Here is a 20,047-nt window from a genome sequence, read left to right as displayed (position 1 = left end):
ACCGTGTCCGACGTGACCGAGACTGCGCGACCCGCTACCCCCGCCCCCGCCGTGCCCGCCGTCCCCGCCGCCGAGGACGAGGTGGTCGGCATCTGCCGCGACCTCATCCGGTTCGACACCTCGAACTACGGCACCGGTGAGGGGCCGGGGGAGCGGGCCGCCGCCGAGTACGTCATGGAGCTCCTGACCGAGGTCGGCCTGGCACCGGAGATCTTCGAGTCCGAGCCGGGGCGGGCCTCCGTCGTCGTCCGGCTGGAGGGGAGCGACCGGTCGCGGCCCGCACTCGTGCTGCACGGTCACCTCGACGTCGTGCCCGCGGCCGCCGCCGACTGGACCGTGGACCCGTTCGCCGCCGAGGAGACCGACGGGCTCATCTGGGGCCGCGGCGCCGTCGACATGAAGGACATGGACGCCATGATCCTGTCCGTCGTGCGGCAGATGGTGCGCGAGGGCCGCAAGCCCGCCCGCGACGTCGTCGTCGCGTTCTTCGCCGACGAGGAGAACGGCGGCCGGCTCGGCGCGGGCTACATGACCGACCGGCACGCCGACCTCTTCGAGGGCGCGACCGAGGCCGTCAGCGAGGTCGGCGGATTCTCCGTGGACGTCGGCGGACACCGCGCCTATCTGCTGCAGACCGCCGAGAAGAGCCTGTCGTGGATGCGGCTGCTCGCCGACGGGCGCGCGGGCCACGGCTCCCAGGTGAACCACGACAACGCCGTCACCGCCCTCGCCGAGGCCGTCGCCCGCATCGGCAGGTACGCGTGGCCGTACACGCCGACGCCCACGGTGGACGCGCTGCTGCGCGGCGTCGCCGAGCTGACCGGCCTGCCGTACGACGCCGCCCGCTTCGCGGAGGACCCCGGCATGGTGGACGACCTGGTCGCCGCGCTCGGCCCCGCCGCCAAGTTCGTCGGCGCCACCGTGCGCAACACCTCCAACCCCACCCAGCTGGAGGCGGGCTACAAGGCGAACGTCATCCCCGGATCGGCGTCGGCCGCGATCGACGTGCGGCTGCTGCCGGGACACGAGGCCGAGGGGATCGAGACGCTCAAGGAGCTGGCCGGGCCCGGCGTGCGGGTCGAGCCGATCCACCAGGACGTGTCCCTCGAGGTGCCCTTCACCGGGTCCCTCGTGGACGCGATGGTGGACGCCATCGCCGCGGAGGACCCGGGTGCCACCGTGCTGCCGTACACGCTGTCGGGCGGCACGGACAACAAGTGGATGTCCCGCCTCGGCATCACGGGCTACGGGTTCGCTCCGCTGCGGCTGCCCGCCGACCTCGACTTCGCCGGGATGTTCCACGGCGTCGACGAGCGCGTCCCCACCGACGCCCTCAAGTTCGGCACCCGGGTCCTGGACCGCCTCCTGGCGACCTGCTGACCGGCCGCCCGGGACGCTCGCGATGCTCGCCGGCACCGGGCAGGGCGCGGCCGCTCGGGCGCGGCGTCCAGGTGCGGCTCCGCACGCGGGACGGGCGTCGGGCCGGGTCTCGGTTCGCCGGGTCTCAGTCCACCGGCTCGAGGAGGAACAACGGGATCTGGCGGTCCGTCTTCTTCTGGTACTCGCCGTACGTCGACCAGGTGGCCACGGCGTAGTCCCACCACTCGGCGCGCTCCTCGCCCGACAGCTCGCGCGCCACGTACCTCTTCCTCACCGGCCCGTCCTGCAGCTCGACCTCGGGGTTGGCGCGGAAGTTGTACACCCACACCGGATTCTTCGGCGCTCCGCCGAGCGACCCGACGGCCAGGTACCTGCCGTCCTTCTCGACGCGCATCAGTGGCGTCTTGCGGATCTTGCCGGTCTTCGCGCCGCGGTTGGTGATCACGACGATCGGGTCGCTGCCACCGCGCAGCGTGTTCGCCTCGGTGCCGTTCGACGCCTCGAACGCCTCCACCTGGTCGCGCACCCAGCCGGCCGTGCTCGGAACGTATTCACCCTGGAGTTTGGTCATGCCGGTTCCAACGGCCGAGCGGCTCGGATATTCCGGAGCCTACCCGGACAACACGCCGCACCACGCCACGGGCGAACGCGTGCCGGACCGGCAGGCGTACCCCATAGGGTGGGAGGATGACCGACGCCCAGTCCGAGCCGAACGACCAGGCCCCGACCTCACGAGCGGTCCGCAGGACCGTCCTTCTGGCTGCCTTCGAGGGCTGGAACGACGCCGGGGGCGCCGCGACCAGCGCGCTCACGCACCTGTGCGAGGTATGGGGCGCGGAGAAGGTCGCCGAGCTGGACCCGGACGAGTACCACGACTTCCAGGTGAACCGCCCCACCGTCGCGTTCGACGACGACGGCAAGCAGTACATCACCTGGCCGACGACGTCGGTCTGGGTGGCCCACCTGCCCCAGCGCACCGTCGTCCTCGTGCACGGCATCGAGCCGTCGATGCGCTGGCGCAAGTACTGCGCCGAGCTGCTGGGCATGGCCGCGGACCTGGACGTCGAGACGTTCGTGACGCTCGGTGCCCTGCTGGCGGACGTGCCGCACACGCGGCCGATCCCCATGACGGCGACGTCGGACAGCGCCGGCGTGCAGGCCGTGCTCGACATCGAGCCCAACACCTACACCGGCCCGACCGGCATCGTCGGCGTGATGCAGCACGAGGCCGCCGACCGCGGGCTGCAGTCGCTCTCGCTGTGGGCGGCGGTGCCGCACTACGTCGCGAACCCGCCCTCGCCCAAGGCGACGCTCGCCATCCTCACGCGCATCGAGGAACTCCTCGGGGAGTCCATCGACATGCGCGACCTGCCCGACGACGCCGCCGCCTGGCAGCAGGGCGTCGACGAGCTCGCGAGCGAGGACTCGGAGATCTCCGAGTACGTCGCCCAGCTCGAGGAGGCGAAGGACACCGCCGAGCTGCCCGAGGCGTCCGGCGACGCGATCGCGCGGGAGTTCGAGCGCTACCTGCGCCGCCGCGACATCGGCGGCAAGGACGGCAAGGACCCGGGCACGCCGGGCTCGCTCTGACGCCGGTCACGCCTGCCGGGCGGTCAGTTCGTGGGTTTCGCACCCGGAGCGCGCCGCACGGGCGACCGCTCGGTGGCGGGGCCGGGACCGGGTGACCGTTCGGCGACGTCCTGCTCGAACAGCCAGGGTGCGGCGGTGCGCACCGCGACGTCCAGGTCGGGGCCCAGCGTCTCCGCGTAGGTTCCCGTGAGGTGGTCCGTGTCGCGGTAGACCAGCACGTTGCCGACCACCACGTCGCACGTGTCGGGCCCGCAGATCGCGTCGGTGAGGTCGAGGTGCACGATCGCGGGCGCGGCGGAGCGGTCGCCGGCCGCGGCGCCGGGCTCGTCGTCAGCCCCGTCGTCGGCCCGGTTGTCGTCCCCGCCGTCGCTGCCGGTGTCGGCGCCGGTGCCGGTGTCGCCGGTGCCGGTACGGCCGTCGGCCACGGGCGGGAACGCGTCGTCGAAGACGTCGGCACGCGGGACCGAGCACGCCGCCACGGCCTCCTGCCGCGGCAGGTTCCGGTGGGCCGAGAGGCACGTGGGGACGTGATGGTCGAAGCGGGGCGTGTCCCGCACGCCGATCACCGGGATGCCGGCGGCGGTGATCTCCTCCCAGGCGGCGGCCTGTTCGGGGGCGACGAAATCGGTTCCGTCCGCGGAGGTCTGCGTGCCCTCCACGACGACGGCGTCGGGCCGCTCGGCGATCACCCGCTCGAGCGCGGCGGCCGACCAGTCCCCGCAGAACTCCTGGAACGTCTCCGGGCCGGCGGTGAGGCGGCAGCCTTGCTTGATCATGGCCGTCACCTCCCAGCCGGCGTCCTCCGCCACCTGCACCCAGGCGTCCTCCCAGTGCTGGGTGTGGGAGCCGCCGACCAGGTAGACCCGCCGGGTCGGCTCCCCGTCCGCGGGTGCGGCGATGACGCAGGTGACCACCTCGCTGCTGGCCTTCTTGTTGTTCGCGCAGTCGGTCACGTGGCGTCCGTCGCGAGCCGCGATCGTCGTCGACGGCCGGAACGGCACCTCCGTGGCGGCCGGATGCCCGGCCCGGCCGGGACGGAGCGCCGCCGCTCCCGGATGGTCGGCCGACGGCTCGGTGAGCGCAGCGAGCTCGGCGACACGTCCTCGCTCGATGCCGTCCGCGCTCGCCCACGCGCCGCCCGCGAGCACGAGCGACGTCGTGCCGAGCAGAACGCCGGCCCGGACCGGGATCCGGCGACGGGGCCGGACCCGCCCGGGCCGGACCCGCCGGACCTGCTCGGCCTGAACCTGCTCGGCCTGCGCTTGCTCATCCTGGGGTGGCCGGACCCGGGGCGATCGCATCGAGATCCGGACCTGGGGCCGCGCCGGGACGGGCGCCGCGGGCCGCGCGGCCCAGCGCTCGACCGAGCGCGCGACCCAGCGCGTCGTCGCCCAGGCGAGCAGCACGGAGACGGCGACCACGGCCGCGCCGTCGAGCACTCCCGCCCGGGGTCGGCCGGTGACGGCCAGCCACGCGATCAGGAGCGGCCAGTGCCACAGGTACAGCGCGTACGAGATCGTGGCGAGCCACCGCGGCACCGGGCCTCCCAGCAGGCGGGCGAACAGGCCGGGCCAGGCGCGGGCTACCGTCGCGCTGCGGCCCGCCGCCGTGCCGCCGGCTGCCGCCGTGCCGCGGCCTGCCGCCAGGACGCCGTCCGACGCCGGGGAGTCGTCTGTGGCGCGCGCCGCACCGGCGTCGGCCGCGAGGAGGACCAGCAGGGCGCCCGCCACCGGCACGAGCGTCGCCGGTCCCGGGAAGAGCCGTCCGCCGTCGAACAGGAAGCCGCAGCCGACGACGGCGGCCAGGCCCGCCCACGCGGCCGCGCGTCGTACGGGCGCTGACATCCGCACCCGGCCCGCGGCCAGTGCGAGGAGCCCGCCCGCGCCGATCTCCCAGATCCGCGCGAGCGTGTGGAAGTAGGCGATGGGCTGCGCGACGGCCGTGAGCCAGACCGCGTAGCCGAACGACGCCGCCGTGGCGACGCCGAGCAGCGCGCCGAACAGCCGCTCGGGCGTGATCCTGCGGCCCCGCAGGCGGCGCCACCGCGCCGCGAGCGCGACGCACCCGAGCGCGACCACGGGGAGCGCGGCGAGGTACTGCACCTGAACGGCGAGCGACCAGAAGTGCTGCAGCGGACTCGCGGCCGGGCCCGCCGCGCCGTAGGCGAGCTCGGCGTGGACGAGGCGCCAGTTCTCCCAGCTCGTGGCGGACGCCGCCACCTCCCGCAGCACGCTCTCCCACCGGCCGGCCGGGAGCAGCGCGAACGTGCCGGCCGCCACGGCGAGCAGGACGAGGAGCGCGGTCGGCGCGAGCCGCACCAGGTCGCGCGACCAGGCACCGGACACCGTGAGGCGGCCCGCCGTGGCGCGGCGCAGCACGGCGCGCGTGGTGAGGAAGCCGGAGATCACCAGGAACACGTCGACGCCCCCGGACACCCGGCCGGCCCCGAACACGTGGAACAGGACCACCAGCGTCAGGGCGACCCCGCGCAGGCCGTCGATCTCCCCGATCCGGCCCGCGCCGGTCGTGTCCCTGGCGCCGTCCGCCCCGCGCGCGGCGGGTGACGTGGCGGCCCCGGTCGTCCGCGTGGCCGGGACGGCGGTCGCGGCGGTGCTCCCGCGCCCACCGGTTCCCGCGGGCGCGGGGTCGCGCTCGTGTGCCACGTGCCCGCGGCGGTCCTCGTGCGCGACGTCGTCCTCCGGCACGGGCGGGCGGATCAGAGGAGGACGCCCAGGAGGGCGTTGACCGCTCGGGAGAGGACGCCGGGGGCGCCCTCCTCGTCCGAGGCCGTGTCGCGCGACGGGTCCAGGGCCTCGTCGACCCAGGCGTCCACGGCGGCGAGGGCCGCCGGGGCGTCGAGGTCGTGCGCCAGGGCGGCGCGGACGGCGGCGAGGGTGTCGTCGGCGGGCGGGCCGCCGTTGCCGGACACGGCGGCCCGCCACCGCTCGAGACGTTCGGCACCCGTTGCCAGATCGGCGTCGGTCCACTCCCACGTCGTGCGGTAGTGGTGGGCGAGCAGGGCGAGGCGGATCGCCATGGGGTCGGCGCCGTCGGCGCGGAGGCGGGAGACGAGCACCAGGTTTCCCCGCGACTTGCTCATCTTCTCGCCCTCGTAGGCGATCAGCGCCGCGTGCACGTGCGCGCCGGCCGGCTCGACGCCGAGCGCGCGCAGGTGGGAGATCGACATCTCGTGGTGCGGGAACACGAGGTCGGCCCCGCCGCCCTGGACGTCGAACGTGCCGGAACCGGACAGGCCGAGCCCGGACCGGGCGATCACCGCGCACTCGATGTGCCAGCCCGGCCGCCCGCGGCCCAGCGCACCGCCGTCCCATGCGGGCTCGCCGGGTCGCTCGGCGCGCCACAGCAGCGGGTCCAGCGGGTCGCGCTTGCCGGGCCGGTCCGGGTCGCCGCCGCGCTCGGCGAACAGGGTGCCCATGGTGGCGGCGTCGAGGCGCGACACGTCGCCGAACCGCGCGTCGGCGGACACGTCGGCGTAGACGTCGTCGCCGGTCGCGCCGGCCGGCGACGCGTCCCCGGCCGGGACGCGGTAGGCGGCCCCGGACTCCAGCATCGCGGTCACGGCGGCGGCGACGTCGGACACGGACTCGACGACGCCGCGGTACACGTCCGGCGGGACGACGCCGAGCGCCGTCATGTCCTCGGCGAACAGCGCCACCTGCTCGCGGGCGAGGTCACGCCAGTCGACCCCCGTCGCGGCGGCGCGCTCCAGCAGCGGGTCGTCGACGTCGGTCACGTTGGACACGAACGTGACCTCCTTGCCGGCGTCCCGCCAGGCGCGGACCAGGAGGTCGAAGGCCACGTACGTGTTCGCGTGGCCGATGTGCGTCGCGTCGTACGGCGTGATGCCGCAGACGTACAGACCGGCCGTGGCTCCGGGTGCGGCCTCGACCAGCCCGCCGGTCGAGGTGTCGTGCACCTGGATCTTGTCGGAGCTGCCGGGGATCACGGGGATCTGCGGAAGGGGCCAGGAACGCACGCGCACAGCCTAGACGGTCTGTCGGACACTCCCGTCCATCGGTCAGAGGGTCGACCTCACGCGGATGATCTTGCGCCGGAGCCACACCCGCCGCTCGCCACCCAGGTAGAGGCGGGTGCGGGCCAGTTCCCAGCGGCCGTACTCGGCCTCGTCGGTGAGGAGCTTGCGAGCGTCGGGCAGGCTCGTCGATCTGTCGATGGTCACGACCCGGTACTCGTACTGGCCGTGCTTGCGCCACGTGGAGCCGTCATCCGCCATGTGTCACCGCCCCCGTCACAGACGACATTCGTCCGACCATTGTGGCCCATCCGTCGTCGGGATCAAGGGGCGGATCGCGCGGTTTGGGTCACGTCCTGGGCATCGAATGGCGCCGACCGATACCGCAGGCCAGCGCGCGGCAGTAGAGTTCGATGCATGACCGTTGACCCGCGCGCCGCACTCGACCGCCTCGTGGCCGCACTCGAGGCCCACTACAACGCGGTCGCCACGAGACGGAGCGATGACGACCCTGCCGTCGACGACGCGTACGACGTGCTCGCCGACGCCTACGAGGTGTACGAGGACGCGCTGGCCACGCGTTTCGGTGAGGTCACCCCGTTCTACCTCGCGGAGGACCTCGACGACGAGGACGACGACGGCAACGACGAGGACGAGGACGACGACCTCGACTTCGACTTCGAGGACGAGCTCGCGGACGTCGACGACGCGGAGCCGGCCGGCGAGCCCGCCCGCTGAGGGGAGTCCTACCAGCGTTCCGGATAGCCGACGGCCGGCGCCGACACGTCGTCGAGCGCCGACAGCACCTCCGCCGGGAGCCGCAGATCCGTGGCCCCGAGGATAGTACGGAGCTGGGCGGGCGTGCGCGCGCCCACGATCGCCGACGCGAGCTGATCCCGCTCCAGCAGCCAGGACAGCGCCACCTCCGCCGGCGCCCGGCCGAGCCCGTCCGCGGCGATGCCGACGGCGTCCACCACCGACGTCGCCTCACCCTCCAGGTACGGCGCCACGAACCCGGCCAGATGGTTCGACGCCGCCCGCGAGTCGGCCGGGATGCCGTGCCGGTACTTGCCGGTGAGTACCCCGCGCCCCAGCGGCGACCAGGCCAGCAGCCCCATGCCGAGCGCGTCCGCCGCGGGCAGGACCTCACGCTCCGCGCCCCGTTGCACCAGGGAGTACTCGAGCGAGATCGCGGGCAGGCCGACGTCGTCGCCCAGCAGCGAGGCGGCCCGCGCCGTCGCCCACCCCGGGTGGTTGCACAGGCCGGCGTACCGGGCCCGGCCCGACGACACCGCCAGCCGCAGCGCCGAGCAGGTCTCCGCGAGCGGCGTCGCCCCGTCCGGGCAGGCCACGAGGAACAGGTCCACGTGATCCGTGCCCATCCGCCGCAGCGAGGCGTCCAGGGAGTTCAGGAGCGCACCGCGGGACGCGTCCCGGCGCGTGCCGCCCTTGGTCGCCAGCACCACGTCGTCGCGCGCCACCTTGCCCGCCAGGAGCGTGCCGATGACCTTCTCCGCCTCGCCCTCGCCGTAGGCGGCCGCGGTGTCGATCAGGGTGCCCCCGGCGTCGAGGAAGTCGCGGGTCAGCTCGGCGGCGTCGAGCTCGTCGGTGTCGCGGCCCCAGGTCATCGTCCCCAGTCCCAGCTCGGAGACGCGCAGTCCGGAAGCCCCCACCCTGCGGTGTTCCATGCTCGCAGGCTACCCGGCAGCGGGTAAGGTTACCGCCCGTGACGTCGTGGCAAGCCATCTTCCTGGGACTCGTCCAGGGTCTGACCGAGTTCCTGCCGATCTCCTCCAGCGCGCACCTGCGCATCACGAGCGAACTGATCGGCGCGGGTGACGCCGGGGCGGCGTTCACCGCCATCACGCAGCTCGGCACGGAGACCGCCGTCGTCATCTACTACCGCAGGAAGATCGGCCAGATCCTCGTCGCCTGGTACCGCGCGCTGACCGGCGCCAACGGCTCCGACTGGCGCTCGCGGCTGGGCCTCGGGCCGGCGTCCGGGTCGATCGACGTCCGGCACGCCAGGCCCGGCCTCAGCATCGGGGACCCGGACGCCGCGATGGGCTGGTACATCATCCTCGGCTCGATCCCCATCGTCGTGCTCGGCCTCCTGTTCCAGGACTACATCGAGACGAGCCTGCGCAACCTGTGGCTGACCGTCGCCATGCTCGCCGGGTTCGGCGCGGTCATCCTCTGGGCCGACCGCACGGCCCGCCAGGAACGCGAACTGGAGACGCTCACGCCGCGCAGCGCGATCACGTACGGGATCGCGCAGTCCCTCGCGCTCGTCCCGGGCGTGTCGCGCTCGGGCGGCACGATCGCCGCGGGCCTGTTCATGGGATTCAAGCGCAGCGCGGCCGCGGACTACTCCTTCCTCCTGGCGCTGCCCGCCGTGTTCGGGTCCGGGTTCTACCAGCTGCTGAAGACCATCGGCGAGCCGATCCCCGAGGGCGCGCCCGGCTGGGGCGACACCATCATCGCGACGATCGTCGCCGGAGTCGTCGGCTACTTCGTGATCGTGGCCTTCCTCAAGATCGTCAAGCGCTACTCGTTCGCGCCGTTCGTGTACTACCGCTTCGCGCTCGCGGCCGTGGTGGCCGCCCTGCTCGTCACCGGCACGGTCGACCCCACCGGCGGGGTGGGCTGACCGGCACCGGGCAGCGGCGCGCGAGCGACCCGGGGCTCCGGGTAGTTCTCCCCTTGACTCCGCACCCCGTGGTGGTCAGTGTGTGTCTCGGCCCTGACCGGGGTCGAGTGTCGCCATCGAGTCGTGCCGGGGCACGCCCCCGGGCAAGGGGGCGTACCGAATGCTCACGATGCGGGTCAGGATCCTGGGGTCACCGGAGCTCAGCGACGGCGAGTCCTGGCACCCGGTGACGGGCAAGAGCCGCTCCGTCCTGGGCAGCCTGGTCGCCCGCGCGCCGCACCCGGCGACGGTGGGCGAGATCATCGACGACGTCTGGTCGCAGCGGGCGCCGGACTCCGCGCCGACGCAGGTCTACGGCTACGTCAGCAAGCTCCGCCGGCTGCTCGGGGGCACCGGCCCCGACGCCATCCGTCGGCGCGGGCCGGGGTACCTGCTGGCGGCCGGCGACGTCGGCGTCGACGCGCTGCGGTTCGAGGCCGAGGTCCGCTCGGGGCTGGACACGTTCCGCGCCGGCCGGACCTCCGAGGCGCGCGAGCTGCTGACCGCTGCCCTCGCGCTGTGGCGCGGTGAGCCGTTCGACGGCGCGGCGCCGGGCGCCGCCGCCCGGGCGCTGACGGCCCGCCTGGAGAACCTGCGGATGACGGCCGTCGAGCACCTGCTGCAGGTGCGGATCGAGCACGGCGAGCACGAGGCGGTCGTCGACGAGCTCCAGGACCAGGCCCGCCGGCATCCCTTCCGCGAGCACCTGCGCCGCCAGCTCCTGATCGCGCTCTACCGCAGCGGGCGCGAGGCGGAGGCGCTCCTCGAGTACGACCGCCTCCGCCGGACGCTGGCGGACGAACTGGGCACCGACCCCAGCCAGGCGACCCGCGACGTCTACCAGCAGATCCTGGACCGGAACCTGCCCCGTCCGCGGACCACACCGGAGGGGCCCGACTCCGCATCCCCGCCGGCACCCGTGCCCGTGCCGGTCAGTCCCGTCCGGCAGCTCCCGCCGGGTGTCCCGGACTTCGCCGGGCGAGCCGTCGAGCTCGCCACCCTGGTGTCCTTCGTGCGAGAGCACGACTGCGCCGACGCGCCCGCCGTCGTCGTCGTGAGCGGCGCGCCCGGCACCGGGAAGTCCACGCTCGTGCTGCGTCTCGCCCGGCTGATCGCGGACCGGTACCCGGACGCCCAGCTCCACCTCGATCTCGGCGGGACCTCACCCGCCCAGCGGGAACCGGGGGAGCTGCTCGCCACCCTGTTGCACGGGCTCGGCCGGTTCGGGCATCCCCTGCCCGAGTCCGTCGAGGCTCGCGCGGCCCTCTTCCGGTCGATGATCTCCGGGCGGCGGGCCCTGCTCGTGCTGGACGACGCCGCGCACGCCGGCCAGGTGCGCGCTCTGCTGCCGCCGAACGGGGAGTCCGCCGTCGTCGTGACGAGCCGGAACAGCCTCACCGACCTGCCCGGTGCGCGGCACCTCCAGCTCGGCGCCCTGGAGCCCGAGGACGCCGAGACGCTCCTCGCGAGGATCGTCGGCCCGGCCCGCGTGCGGCGGGAACCCGCCGAGGCGCGGGCGATCGTGCGGCTGTGCGGCTACCTGCCGCTGTCCGTCCGGATCGCCGGCGGGAAGCTGCTCAGCCGCCCCTCCTGGCCCCTGCGGCAGATGCTCGCCCGGCTCACGGACGAGTCGCGCCGGCTGGCCGAGCTGAGCCTCGGCGACCTCGACGTGCGAGCCAGCGTCGACCTCTCGATCCGGTCGCTTCCGCCCGACGCCGCGCTCGCCTTCGACCTGCTCGGCCTCCTCGGGCCGAACGACCAGCCCGGATGGGTGCTCGGCGCCCTGCTGGACACCGAGGACCACGAACCGGTCATGGACCTCCTGCTCGATGCCGGCCTGGTGCAGCTCGTCCGGCACGACGCCGTGGGCCAGGCCCGCTACGGCATGCACGACCTGATCCGGGTGCACGCGCGCGAGCGCGCCGTGCGGCGCGGGGCCGCGGTGTGCCGCCAGGCGGCGGACCGGGTGGTGCGGGGCTGGCAGCGGTTGGCGGACCGGGCGCGGACCGGCCGGCCGCCGAGCCTGTTCGATCCGCTCGTCGACCCGGGGGCCGAGGCGTACGTCGACGTGCCGGGCGGCGGGCCGGCTGGGTCCGCGGACGTCGTCGGCGCGGTCGTGGAACCGGTCGAGCCGACGGTCCGCGACGCGCCCGCGTGGCTCGCCGCCGAGCGGCACGCCCTGCTCGACGCCGTCCGGCTCGCCCGCACCTGGGAGCTGGTTCGCTCCGGGGCGTGGCTCGTCGAGTCCCTCGCCCCGCTGTACGACCAGAAGGCGCTGTACGACGACTGGCGGACCGGCGCCCGGCTGATGCTGGGCCTTCCCGGCCTGGACCCGATGGCCGAGGGGGCGCTCCTGCGCGGGCTCGGCCAGGTGATGATCTACGCCAACGAGTTCGACGACGCCACGGCGCGGCTGCGCGCGTCCCTCCGGGTGTACGAGTCGCAGGGACACCGGATCGGCGTCGCGATGTCCCTCGCCGGGCTGGCCACGGTGCACCGGTTCCGCGGCCGCTTCGCCGAGGCCGAGGAATGCCTGCTGCGCGCACTGGGCCCGGTGGCCGCCGCGGGCGACGCGCCGCGCGAGGCCCTCCTGCGCGGCTCCATCGGGCGGGTCCTGGTCGCCCGGGACCGGCCGGACGAGGCGCGGCCCTGGTACGACGAGGCGCTCCGGCTCGCCCGGGGAAGCGGCGACCGGCACCGCGAGGCCGTCACGCTGAGCGACCTCGGGCTGCTCGACCACGAGCTGGGCAGGCCGGGCTCGGCGACGGCGCGGCTCGAGCGGGCGGTGGCGCTGTTCCGCGGCCTCGACGACGAGCGCTGCACGGCCATGACCCTCCTGCGCTGGGCACCGGTCCTGCTCGACGGCGCCGAGACCGGGCGCGCCCACGCCGCGCTGACCGAGGCCGCCGGGATCTTCCACCGGATCGGGCTGTGGGACGGCGAGGCGCGCTGCCATGCGCTGCTCGGGACGCTCGGCACCGGACGCGTCCGGGACGCGAAGGCCGTGACGTGACCGGTCCGGCCGCGGCTCGAGCGGCCGCGCCGGGAGCGGTGCCCGGCTGGCGGGTCGGCGGCCCAGCGGTGCTCGGCGAGCCAGCGGTGCCCGGCGGGCCGCCGCCCGCCGGGCACCACCGAGGTCAGTGGTTGACCTTGAACCAGGGCTGGGCCCAGCCGAGGTAGCGCTGGCCCCACTCGTTCTCGACCTCCGCGATGGTCGCCTTGGAGATCCTGTTGTAGCCGTCGATGTCGTTGGAGACGAACTCGCCGCCGCCGATCGAGATCATCACGTGCCCGGCGCCGCTGCTGCCGCCGCTGAAGAAGGCCAGGCCGCCGGCCGGGACCGTGCGGTCACCGCCGTGCTTGTGCGTGGACGGGATCTGGGTCCAGTGGATGTATGCCGTGTGCGAGCCGCTGTTGGACCACCCGTAGGCGTTCGCGACGAACCGGTCGCAGAGGCCGCCCCAGCCGGTCGCGCCGACCTTGCCCTTGGCCCAGGAGACGGCGCCCGCGCAGGTGCGGGGGTTGCCGAAGCTGTTCTTGCAGCCGTCCGCCGAGCGGAACGGCGACACGTCGTGGGAGGCGTTCTCGTTCTTCAGGGCGGCGGACAGGTTGCGCTTGGCCCCGGCGGCGACGGCGTCGTACCTGCCGCCGTAGTAGGAGTTGTAGTGCACCCGGACCGTCTTGCCCGTGCGGTTCCAGACCGAGGCCACGTTGTTCTTGATGCACTGGTTGTAGCCGTTGCGCCCGGCCGTGCGGAACACGTAGCACGTGGCGGGGTCCGTGCCGTAGTTCCCGAGGTCGCTGGCCGCGTGGTCCGAGATGGACCCGGCGTTGTTGCTGTTGTAGTAGAAGCAGATCTCGCCGCTCTCGCAGACGCCGTTCCGGGCGGTCGCGGCCTGGGCCGCCGGGGCGCCGATCGTCGTGACCAGCAGGCTGCCGATCAGGGCCAGGACCATCACGAAGGCCTTGCCGACACGACTTCTCGTCAGTTCCATGGCTGACTCCTCGCTCGTGGGGGACTGTCACGAGCGACGATGCACGGGGCGGCTACGCCCGGCCTACATCCCTCCTACATGCCCGCGGCCACTCAGGTACTTGCCTGCCTGCGGCCACATTGCAGATAAGGGTAGGTTTACCTAAGTTGTCCTGCTAGGATTCCGCAACGTGGTGACATCTTGTCATCACGCTGGACCGTGTGCCGCTCGCCGCGCGGCACCCCGCACCCTCGGAGATCCTCATGAGTGCACTTCCCGCCGACGCCGCGCCCACCCTGTCCGCCCTGCTCCGTGACGGCACGCGGGACGACCACACGGCCGCCGAGAGCGAGCCGTTCATCGAGCACCTCATGTCGGGGGACCTGGACCGCGCCGCGTACGCGGACCTCGCGGCCCAGCAGCTCGTCGTGTACGAGGCGCTGGAGGAGGCGAGTGCGGCGGTGCGCGACGACGCCCGCGGCGGCACGCTCGTGTTCGACGAGCTCACCCGGGTGCCGGTGATCGAGCAGGACCTGGCGTTCCTGTACGGGCCGGCCTGGCGCGAAGAGATCCGGATCCTGCCCGCTGCACACGAGTACGCCGCGCGGATCCGGGAGGTCGGGTCGAGCCTGCCGCACTACGCGGCCCACGCCTACACCAGGTACCTCGGCGACCTGTCGGGCGGGCAGATCGTCCGGCGCATGATGGAGCGCCACTACGGCCTCGACGGCGCGGGCCTCGCGTTCTACAGCTTTCCCGAGATCCCGAAGTCGAAGGTCTTCAAGGACGTCTACCGCGAGCGCCTCGACGGTCTCCGGCTCGACGGCGCCGAGGTCGATGCCGTCCTGGCGGAGGCGCGGCTCGCCTTCCGCCTGAACCGCGCGGTGTTCGCGGCCCTCGCGCAGGTGCACCGGCCGTAGGCCGGGGCGCCTCGCGCGCCGCACGGGGCAAGGTCACTCGCGTAGGGCGCTCGGGCGGGATGTGTCGCCGCGATCGCCGCGATCGCCGCGACGGCGGGTCGCCTTCCGCCGTGCGACGGGACGCGGCTCACGAGCGGTCCCCTGAGTCGTCGGCCGGGAGGGCGCCGCGGCGGCGGAGGTAGGCCTCGACGCCGTCGAGCACGATCATGATCCCGAAGCCGATGTCGTCGTCGGAGGGTGCGTCCGCCGTCGTCCCCTCCCACGCCGCGAACGCCTCGAACAGGTGCGGGTAGGTCGCCGGGGAGGCGAACCGGCCGAGCATGGCCTCGAAGTCGGCATAGGGGTCGGCCGCGGCGAGCGCGGCGGGGTCGAGTTCGGACTCGGGCGTTCCGTCGGGCAGCCCGGCCTCGCGCCGCACCTGCTGGGCCGCGGCGCGGCGGGACTCGACGTGCACACGGGTCTCGCCCAGGACGTGCTGCGCGAGCAGGCCGACGACGGCGAGCTTCTCGTCGGCCGGCAGGTCGACCTCGCGCAGGAACCCGAACGCCTGGTCGAGCCAGCGGACGCGGTTGGGTCCGGGGATCGCGGCGGACAGCGGCAGCTCCAGGAACCAGGGCCGGGTCAGCCCCATCTCGATCTGGGCGCGCGTCCAGGCCTCCAGGCCCGCGCGCCAGCCGACGTCGGTGGGGATGTCGGGCAGATCGGCCGCCACGGCGTCCGACATCAGGACCAGCAGCTCCTCCTTGCCGGCCACGTGCCGGTACAGGGCCATCGGCGTGTACCCGACCGCCTCCGCGATGCGGGCCATCGAGACGGCGGCGAGGCCCTCGGCGTCGGCCAGCTCCATCGCGGCCTGCACGATTCGCTCGACGGACAGCGCGGGCTTCGGCCCGCGGCGCCGCGGCGCGGTGGCGCCCCACAAGCGCTGCAGGGTGGCGGGCGGCTCGCCGTCCGCCCCGCCGTCCCCCGGCTGCTCTGCCGGATCCTGCGGCTGTCCGGCGGGCTCGGGCGTCGTGTCGATGCTCATCACTCCCATCCTGCCTTGTCGCCTCACTCCGTGGAGCGGTCGACTTGAAACTGTCTTGACCGCATACTGTTTACGCTACACACTAATACGTGTAGGAAATACACAGTAACGACCCGGGAGTCAGAGAGTCCGGAGTCCCGGAGGCCGCGAGAGAGAGGGAGACCATGGGTGCGATAGTCACCGCCGAAGGGCTGTGCAAGTCCTTCGCGAAGCGAGGTTCCGCCGGCCCGCCCGTCTTGGACGGGCTGGACCTGGAACTCGAGGAGGGATCGGTCCTCGCGCTGCTGGGCCCCAACGGCGCGGGCAAGACGACCACCGTCCGCATCCTGGCCACGTTGCTGCGACCCGACGCCGGACGCGCGACGGTGGCAGGGTTCGACGTCGTGCGCGACGCGCGCCGGGTCCGCGAGATCATCAGCCTCACGGGGCAGCAGGTCGCCGTCGACGCGAGGCAGACGGGCGCCGAGAACCTCACGATGATGGGCCACCTCGCCCACCTCCCGCGCCGCGTGGTGGGGGACCGCGTGGCCGAACTGCTCACCGCGTTCGATCTGGCCGACGCCGCGAGCCGGCGCGTCGACACGTACTCGGGCGGCATGCGTCGTCGCCTCGACCTCGCGGCGGGACTCCTGACCCGGCCCCGGATCATGTTCCTCGACGAGCCCACCACCGGCCTCGACCCGCGATCGCGACAGGCCCTGTGGGACGTCGTCCGTGACGTCGTCGAGCAGGGCACCAGCGTCTTCCTCACCACGCAGTACCTGGAGGAGGCCGACCGGCTGGCCGAGCGCGTCGCGCTCGTCGACGGCGGCCGCGTGGCCGCCGAGGGCACGCCCGCGCAGCTCAAGCGCCAGGTGGGGGAGGCGGGCGTGGAGCTCACCCTCCCGTCCCCGTCCGACGCGGTCCGGCTCGCCCCGGCGCTGGCCGCCGCGACGGTCGACGGCGCCCGGGTGCGCGTGCCGACCGACGGCTCGGTCGCGCACGTCCGGTCCGTGCTCACCACGGTCGAGGCCATGGGGGTCACGCCCGAGCACTGGGAGATGCGCACGCCCACCCTCGACGACGTCTTCCTGACCCTGACCGGCCACGTCGGTCGGGCCCGTACGGCACGAGCGGCGGAGGTGGCGGCATGACGTACCTGCTCAGAGACGTCTCGACCATGACCGTGCGCGGCCTGCGCCTCGTCTCGCGCGACGTGGACGCCATGATCACCGCCGTGCTGCTGCCCGTGGTCATCCTGCTCATGTTCGTGCTCGTGTTCGGCGGCGCCCTCGACGTCGGGACCGACTACATCAACTACGTGACACCGGGCGTGATCCTCCTGGCGGCCGGGTTCGGCGCGGCGAACACCGCGCTGGCCGTGGAGCACGACATGTCGAGCGGCATGGTGGAACGGCTCCGGTCGATGCCCGTCACCGCCTGGACCGTGCTGTCGGGGCACGTCGTCGCGAGCCTGGCGAAGAACCTGGCGACGACCGCCATCGTCTTCGGGGTCTCGATCCTCATGGGTTTCCGGCCCGAGGCGTCGGCCCTGGAATGGCTCGCCGCCGTGGGCATGATCCTGCTCTTCGTCGGCTGGATCACGTGGCTCGCCGCCCTCGTGGGAGTCCTGGTCCGGTCGCCCGACGCCGCCGGGGGATTCTCGTTCATCGTGATGTTCCTGCCCTACGTGTCGAGCGCGTTCGTGCCCGTCGACACCCTGCCGGGCTGGATGCGCGGGTTCGCCGAGCACCAGCCGGTCACGCCCGTGATCGAGACCGTGCGCGGGCTCCTCGCCGGCGACGTCGCAACGGCCGCCGACCCTGGCGGCGCGGCGGCGCTCGCCGTGGCCTGGTGCCTGGGGCTCGGCGTGACCTTCGCGGTGGCGGCCGGCCTGGCCTTCCGGGCCCGGCGATGACCACCCCCAGTGTTCGATCCGGCCCGGCGAAAGCAGGCACGACATGACCACCGACACGACGACCGACACGACACCCACACCCGCCCCGGTCCGTCCGCCCCGGCCGGTGCGCTGGTGGCGACGTCCCTGGATCGCTCCGCTGGCCCTCGTCACCGCGGCGTTCCTCGCGACGACCCTGCCGCGCTACGTGGGCCTGGACCCCGCGCAGTCCCTGGTCCCGACGGACCGCGGCCCGGCGTTCTACCCGGCGCTCGTGACCCACATCTTCACCGGGTCGATCATGCTGAGCGCCGCCGTGCTGCAGCTCTGGCCGTGGCTGCGCGCCCACCACCCCCGCGTGCACCGGTGGAGCGGGCGCGTCTACGTCGCCACCGCGATCCCGACCGCCGTCGCGGCGCTGTACATCGCCCAGTTCCCCAGTTCGGGCGTCGCACAGCAGGTGGCGAACACGATGCTGGGCGTCCTGCTGCTGGCCTGCACCCTGCTCGGCTACCGGGCGGTGCGGCAGCGTCGCTTCGGCGACCACCGGGAATGGATGATCCGGAGCACCGCGCTGGCCTTCTCGATCGTGACCAACCGGTTCTGGGCCGCGATCCTCATCGCCGTCTACGTACCGGGGGCGCTCACCGACCCGGACATCGCGTTCGGCGCGCCCGAGATCGCGGGGGCCGCGGCCGCGTCGGCCTGGGTCTCGTTCGTGGTGAACCTGCTCTTCGCCGAGTGGTGGATCCACCGGAAGCCGAGGAAGGGGGCACGGATCCCCAGGGCCCGGTGAGCGCTTCGCGCACGGGCCGACGCCGTCCCGGCCGCACCGGGGCACCGTGGTTCCTCCGTCGGATCGCGTGGGCAGGCGCAGGCGCGCCCGCCCACGCGATCCTCCGGCGGCTCGGTCAGGAGGTCCGTGCTCAGACGTCCCAGTGCTGGTTGCCGCCGCCCCAGCAGGCGTACTGCTGCAGCCTGGCGCCGTTCTCCGTGGACTGGCCGATCACGTCCAGGCACTTGCCCGAGTGGCGCGCCACGATCTCGACGTAGCTGGACCCCGACACCGCTCGCAGCTGCCACTGCTGGTTGGTGCCGCTGCCGCAGGTGTACTGGATGACGGCGGCGCCGTCGGCCGCGGACGCGTTGTTCACGTCGAGGCACTTGCCGGAGTGCTGCGCGACGAGGTTGTAGTACCCGTTGCCGAGGTCCCGCAGCTCGAACTGCTGGTTCGACGCGCCCGAGCACGTGTACTGGATGATCTCCGCGGCGTTGGCCGTGGAGGCCTGCACGACGTCCACGCACTTGCCGGAGGTCTCGTTGACGATCGGGGTCACGGTGCCGCCCGGAGTGCCACCGGAGACGTCGTCGCCCCATCCGTACCGCAGGCGGTCCGCGCCCGAGGTGTTGCGGATCGAGAGGTTCAGGTCGGTGCCGCTGCCGCTCTTGGCGTACATCGAGTACCAGTCGTAGCCGATGGTGCCCGGCTTGCCGCCCAGGGCGGGCCAGTACGTGGCGCCCATGTCGTTGTCGCGCATGACCTGGGTGACGGCGCGGATGTGTCGCACGAAGTTGTCCGTGCTCCCGCCGTCCGCGTAGTTGCGGCCGTCGTTCATGGGGGCACCGAACTCCGTCACGACCGCCCGCGAGGCACAGTTGCCCAGGCGGGTCGTCATGTGGCTGCGCCAGCCGTCGTAGGTGTTCTCACCGTAGAAGAAGGCGTAGTGGTGGAACGAGAACAGCGTGCCGGCGAAGCGGCTGTCGTTGCACAGGTCGCGCAGGTCCTGGCTGTAGCCGGTGCCGCCGATCAGGACGCGGTTGGCCGGGGCGGAGTAGTGGTGGTCGAGCCAGTCGGCGGCGACGTTGCGCCACTCGGACGAGCTGTAGCCGTGCGGCTCGTTCATCGGCTCGAAGTAGACCAGGCTGTTGCCGCCGTACCGGTTGGTCACCTCGGACCACATGGCGTTCCACGCGGCGTAGTCGGTGACACGCCCGCCGGAGGCGGCGCCGTCCTCCCAGTACGCCAGGACGACCTTCCAGCCGCGCTCGGTCGCGGCGTCGATCGTGCCCCGGTAGCTCGCCCACCAGGAGGAGCCGACCGTGTGCGTGTTGACGGGCAGGCGGACCGTGTTGACCTGGAGGCTCGACTCCATGTCGTCGTACAGGGCGTTCGCCTTCGCCTTGACGGTCGAGTAGCTGTCGGAGCTGGACAGCCCGTCCAGGACGAGGATGCCGGTGCTGAAGTTGTCGCCGAGCACGGCCCAGTTCATGCCCCGGAACTGGCTGGTGGCGGCGGATGCGGGAGCCGTCGAGAGGGCTACGGCCGTGGCCGGGAGCAGGACCAGCGCGGCCAGTCCGGCCAAGAGCCGGCGCAGCGGTCGGATCCGGGATGAGTTCATGATCGAAGAACCTCCTGTTGCGTCATTGCAGCGGAACGGGTTCGCAGTGCCGAACACAGCGTCGAGCACTTTGCGTCAAACTAGTGCACATCCGATGGCCCTGCAAGATCGTAGACTCAGGAGAGGACATCAACGATCAGAAGCGATCACGCAAGATCGGCGGGTGTGTCGACTTCCGCACGTCGGGACGGCAGGGGC

At 73.3% G+C, this 20,047-nt stretch carries 17 protein-coding genes; 9 read left to right on the top strand and 8 right to left on the bottom strand.

Going from position 1 to position 20,047, the window contains the following annotated elements; genetic code table 11:
• Nucleotides 1–12 precede the first annotated feature (12 nt).
• Entirely contained in the window at nt 13–1,380 is a 1,368-nt protein-coding gene (locus IIE03_RS13525) for a M20/M25/M40 family metallo-hydrolase (RefSeq protein WP_192863293.1), read from the top strand.
• A gap of 124 nt (nt 1,381–1,504) precedes the next feature.
• Here IIE03_RS13525 and IIE03_RS13520 read toward each other — a convergent pair whose 3' ends face one another.
• Nucleotides 1,505–1,951: a nitroreductase family deazaflavin-dependent oxidoreductase gene (locus IIE03_RS13520; RefSeq protein WP_192863292.1), complete on the bottom strand. Its 447-nt coding sequence runs from the start codon at nt 1,949–1,951 to the stop codon at nt 1,505–1,507.
• 116 nt (nt 1,952–2,067) lie between these two features.
• Here IIE03_RS13520 and IIE03_RS13515 point away from each other — a divergent pair, with 116 nt between their 5' ends.
• Nucleotides 2,068–2,970, top strand: coding sequence for a PAC2 family protein (locus tag IIE03_RS13515; protein WP_192863291.1), 903 nt, complete (start codon nt 2,068–2,070; stop codon nt 2,968–2,970).
• Between the two features lie 23 nt (nt 2,971–2,993).
• Here IIE03_RS13515 and IIE03_RS13510 read toward each other — a convergent pair whose 3' ends face one another.
• Genes IIE03_RS13510 through IIE03_RS13500 form a run of 3 tightly spaced genes read right to left on the bottom strand, consistent with a single transcriptional unit; the run spans nt 2,994 to nt 7,225 of the window.
• A complete protein-coding gene (locus IIE03_RS13510) occupies nt 2,994–5,675 on the bottom strand; it encodes an acyltransferase family protein (RefSeq protein ID WP_192863290.1) in 2,682 nt (893 codons plus the stop codon).
• 11 nt (nt 5,676–5,686) lie between these two features.
• Nucleotides 5,687–6,967 (bottom strand): cysteine--1-D-myo-inosityl 2-amino-2-deoxy-alpha-D-glucopyranoside ligase, encoded by a 1,281-nt coding sequence (gene mshC / locus IIE03_RS13505; RefSeq protein ID WP_192863289.1) that lies wholly within the window; start codon nt 6,965–6,967, stop codon nt 5,687–5,689.
• A 42-nt stretch (nt 6,968–7,009) separates the two neighbouring features.
• Complete coding sequence (locus IIE03_RS13500) at nt 7,010–7,225, bottom strand: DUF5703 family protein (protein ID WP_192863288.1); 216 nt, start codon at nt 7,223–7,225, stop codon at nt 7,010–7,012.
• Between the two features lie 156 nt (nt 7,226–7,381).
• Between IIE03_RS13500 and IIE03_RS13495 the strand changes: the two genes are divergently transcribed.
• On the top strand, nt 7,382–7,702 hold the full coding sequence (locus tag IIE03_RS13495; protein ID WP_192863287.1) for a primosomal protein: 321 nt from the start codon (nt 7,382–7,384) through the stop codon (nt 7,700–7,702).
• A gap of 8 nt (nt 7,703–7,710) precedes the next feature.
• On the opposite strand, the gene IIE03_RS13490 is transcribed toward IIE03_RS13495, so the two are convergent.
• Entirely contained in the window at nt 7,711–8,652 is a 942-nt protein-coding gene (locus IIE03_RS13490) for an aldo/keto reductase (protein WP_192863286.1), read from the bottom strand.
• A gap of 38 nt (nt 8,653–8,690) precedes the next feature.
• On the opposite strand from IIE03_RS13490, the gene IIE03_RS13485 reads away from it, so the two are divergent.
• A complete protein-coding gene (locus IIE03_RS13485; protein ID WP_192863285.1) occupies nt 8,691–9,614 on the top strand; it encodes an undecaprenyl-diphosphate phosphatase in 924 nt (307 codons plus the stop codon).
• A 160-nt stretch (nt 9,615–9,774) separates the two neighbouring features.
• Nucleotides 9,775–12,666 carry an AfsR/SARP family transcriptional regulator gene (locus IIE03_RS13480; RefSeq protein WP_192863284.1) on the top strand — a complete coding sequence of 964 codons (2,892 nt, stop codon included), beginning with the start codon at nt 9,775–9,777 and terminating at the stop codon, nt 12,664–12,666.
• Between the two features lie 124 nt (nt 12,667–12,790).
• On the opposite strand, the gene IIE03_RS25890 is transcribed toward IIE03_RS13480, so the two are convergent.
• Nucleotides 12,791–13,648 (bottom strand): peptidase inhibitor family I36 protein, encoded by an 858-nt coding sequence (locus IIE03_RS25890; RefSeq protein ID WP_225997726.1) that lies wholly within the window; start codon nt 13,646–13,648, stop codon nt 12,791–12,793.
• 242 nt (nt 13,649–13,890) lie between these two features.
• Here IIE03_RS25890 and IIE03_RS13470 point away from each other — a divergent pair, with 242 nt between their 5' ends.
• Entirely contained in the window at nt 13,891–14,547 is a 657-nt protein-coding gene (locus tag IIE03_RS13470; protein WP_192863283.1) for a biliverdin-producing heme oxygenase, read from the top strand.
• A gap of 127 nt (nt 14,548–14,674) precedes the next feature.
• On the opposite strand, the gene IIE03_RS13465 is transcribed toward IIE03_RS13470, so the two are convergent.
• Nucleotides 14,675–15,574, bottom strand: a complete 900-nt coding sequence (locus tag IIE03_RS13465; protein WP_192863282.1) for a TetR/AcrR family transcriptional regulator — start codon at nt 15,572–15,574, stop codon at nt 14,675–14,677.
• A gap of 164 nt (nt 15,575–15,738) precedes the next feature.
• On the opposite strand from IIE03_RS13465, the gene IIE03_RS13460 reads away from it, so the two are divergent.
• The 3 genes from IIE03_RS13460 to IIE03_RS13450 are packed head-to-tail and all read left to right on the top strand — an operon-like array spanning nt 15,739 to nt 18,246.
• Nucleotides 15,739–16,707 carry an ATP-binding cassette domain-containing protein gene (locus IIE03_RS13460; RefSeq protein WP_192863281.1) on the top strand — a complete coding sequence of 323 codons (969 nt, stop codon included), beginning with the start codon at nt 15,739–15,741 and terminating at the stop codon, nt 16,705–16,707.
• On the top strand, nt 16,704–17,471 hold the full coding sequence (locus tag IIE03_RS13455) for an ABC transporter permease (RefSeq protein ID WP_192863280.1): 768 nt from the start codon (nt 16,704–16,706) through the stop codon (nt 17,469–17,471). Before IIE03_RS13460 ends, IIE03_RS13455 begins: the two co-directional genes overlap by 4 nt.
• A gap of 43 nt (nt 17,472–17,514) precedes the next feature.
• On the top strand, nt 17,515–18,246 hold the full coding sequence (locus tag IIE03_RS13450; RefSeq protein WP_192863279.1) for a DUF2306 domain-containing protein: 732 nt from the start codon (nt 17,515–17,517) through the stop codon (nt 18,244–18,246).
• A gap of 130 nt (nt 18,247–18,376) precedes the next feature.
• On the opposite strand, the gene IIE03_RS13445 is transcribed toward IIE03_RS13450, so the two are convergent.
• Entirely contained in the window at nt 18,377–19,849 is a 1,473-nt protein-coding gene (locus IIE03_RS13445; protein ID WP_192863278.1) for an RICIN domain-containing protein, read from the bottom strand.
• Between the last annotated feature and the right edge of the window lie 198 nt (nt 19,850–20,047).

It is taken from the genome of Myceligenerans pegani (genome assembly GCF_014892515.1).
Lineage (GTDB): Bacteria > Actinomycetota > Actinomycetes > Actinomycetales > Cellulomonadaceae > Myceligenerans > Myceligenerans pegani.
Note: the sequence above shows the minus strand (reverse complement) of the source record. Positions and strands in the feature narration are given on the sequence as shown.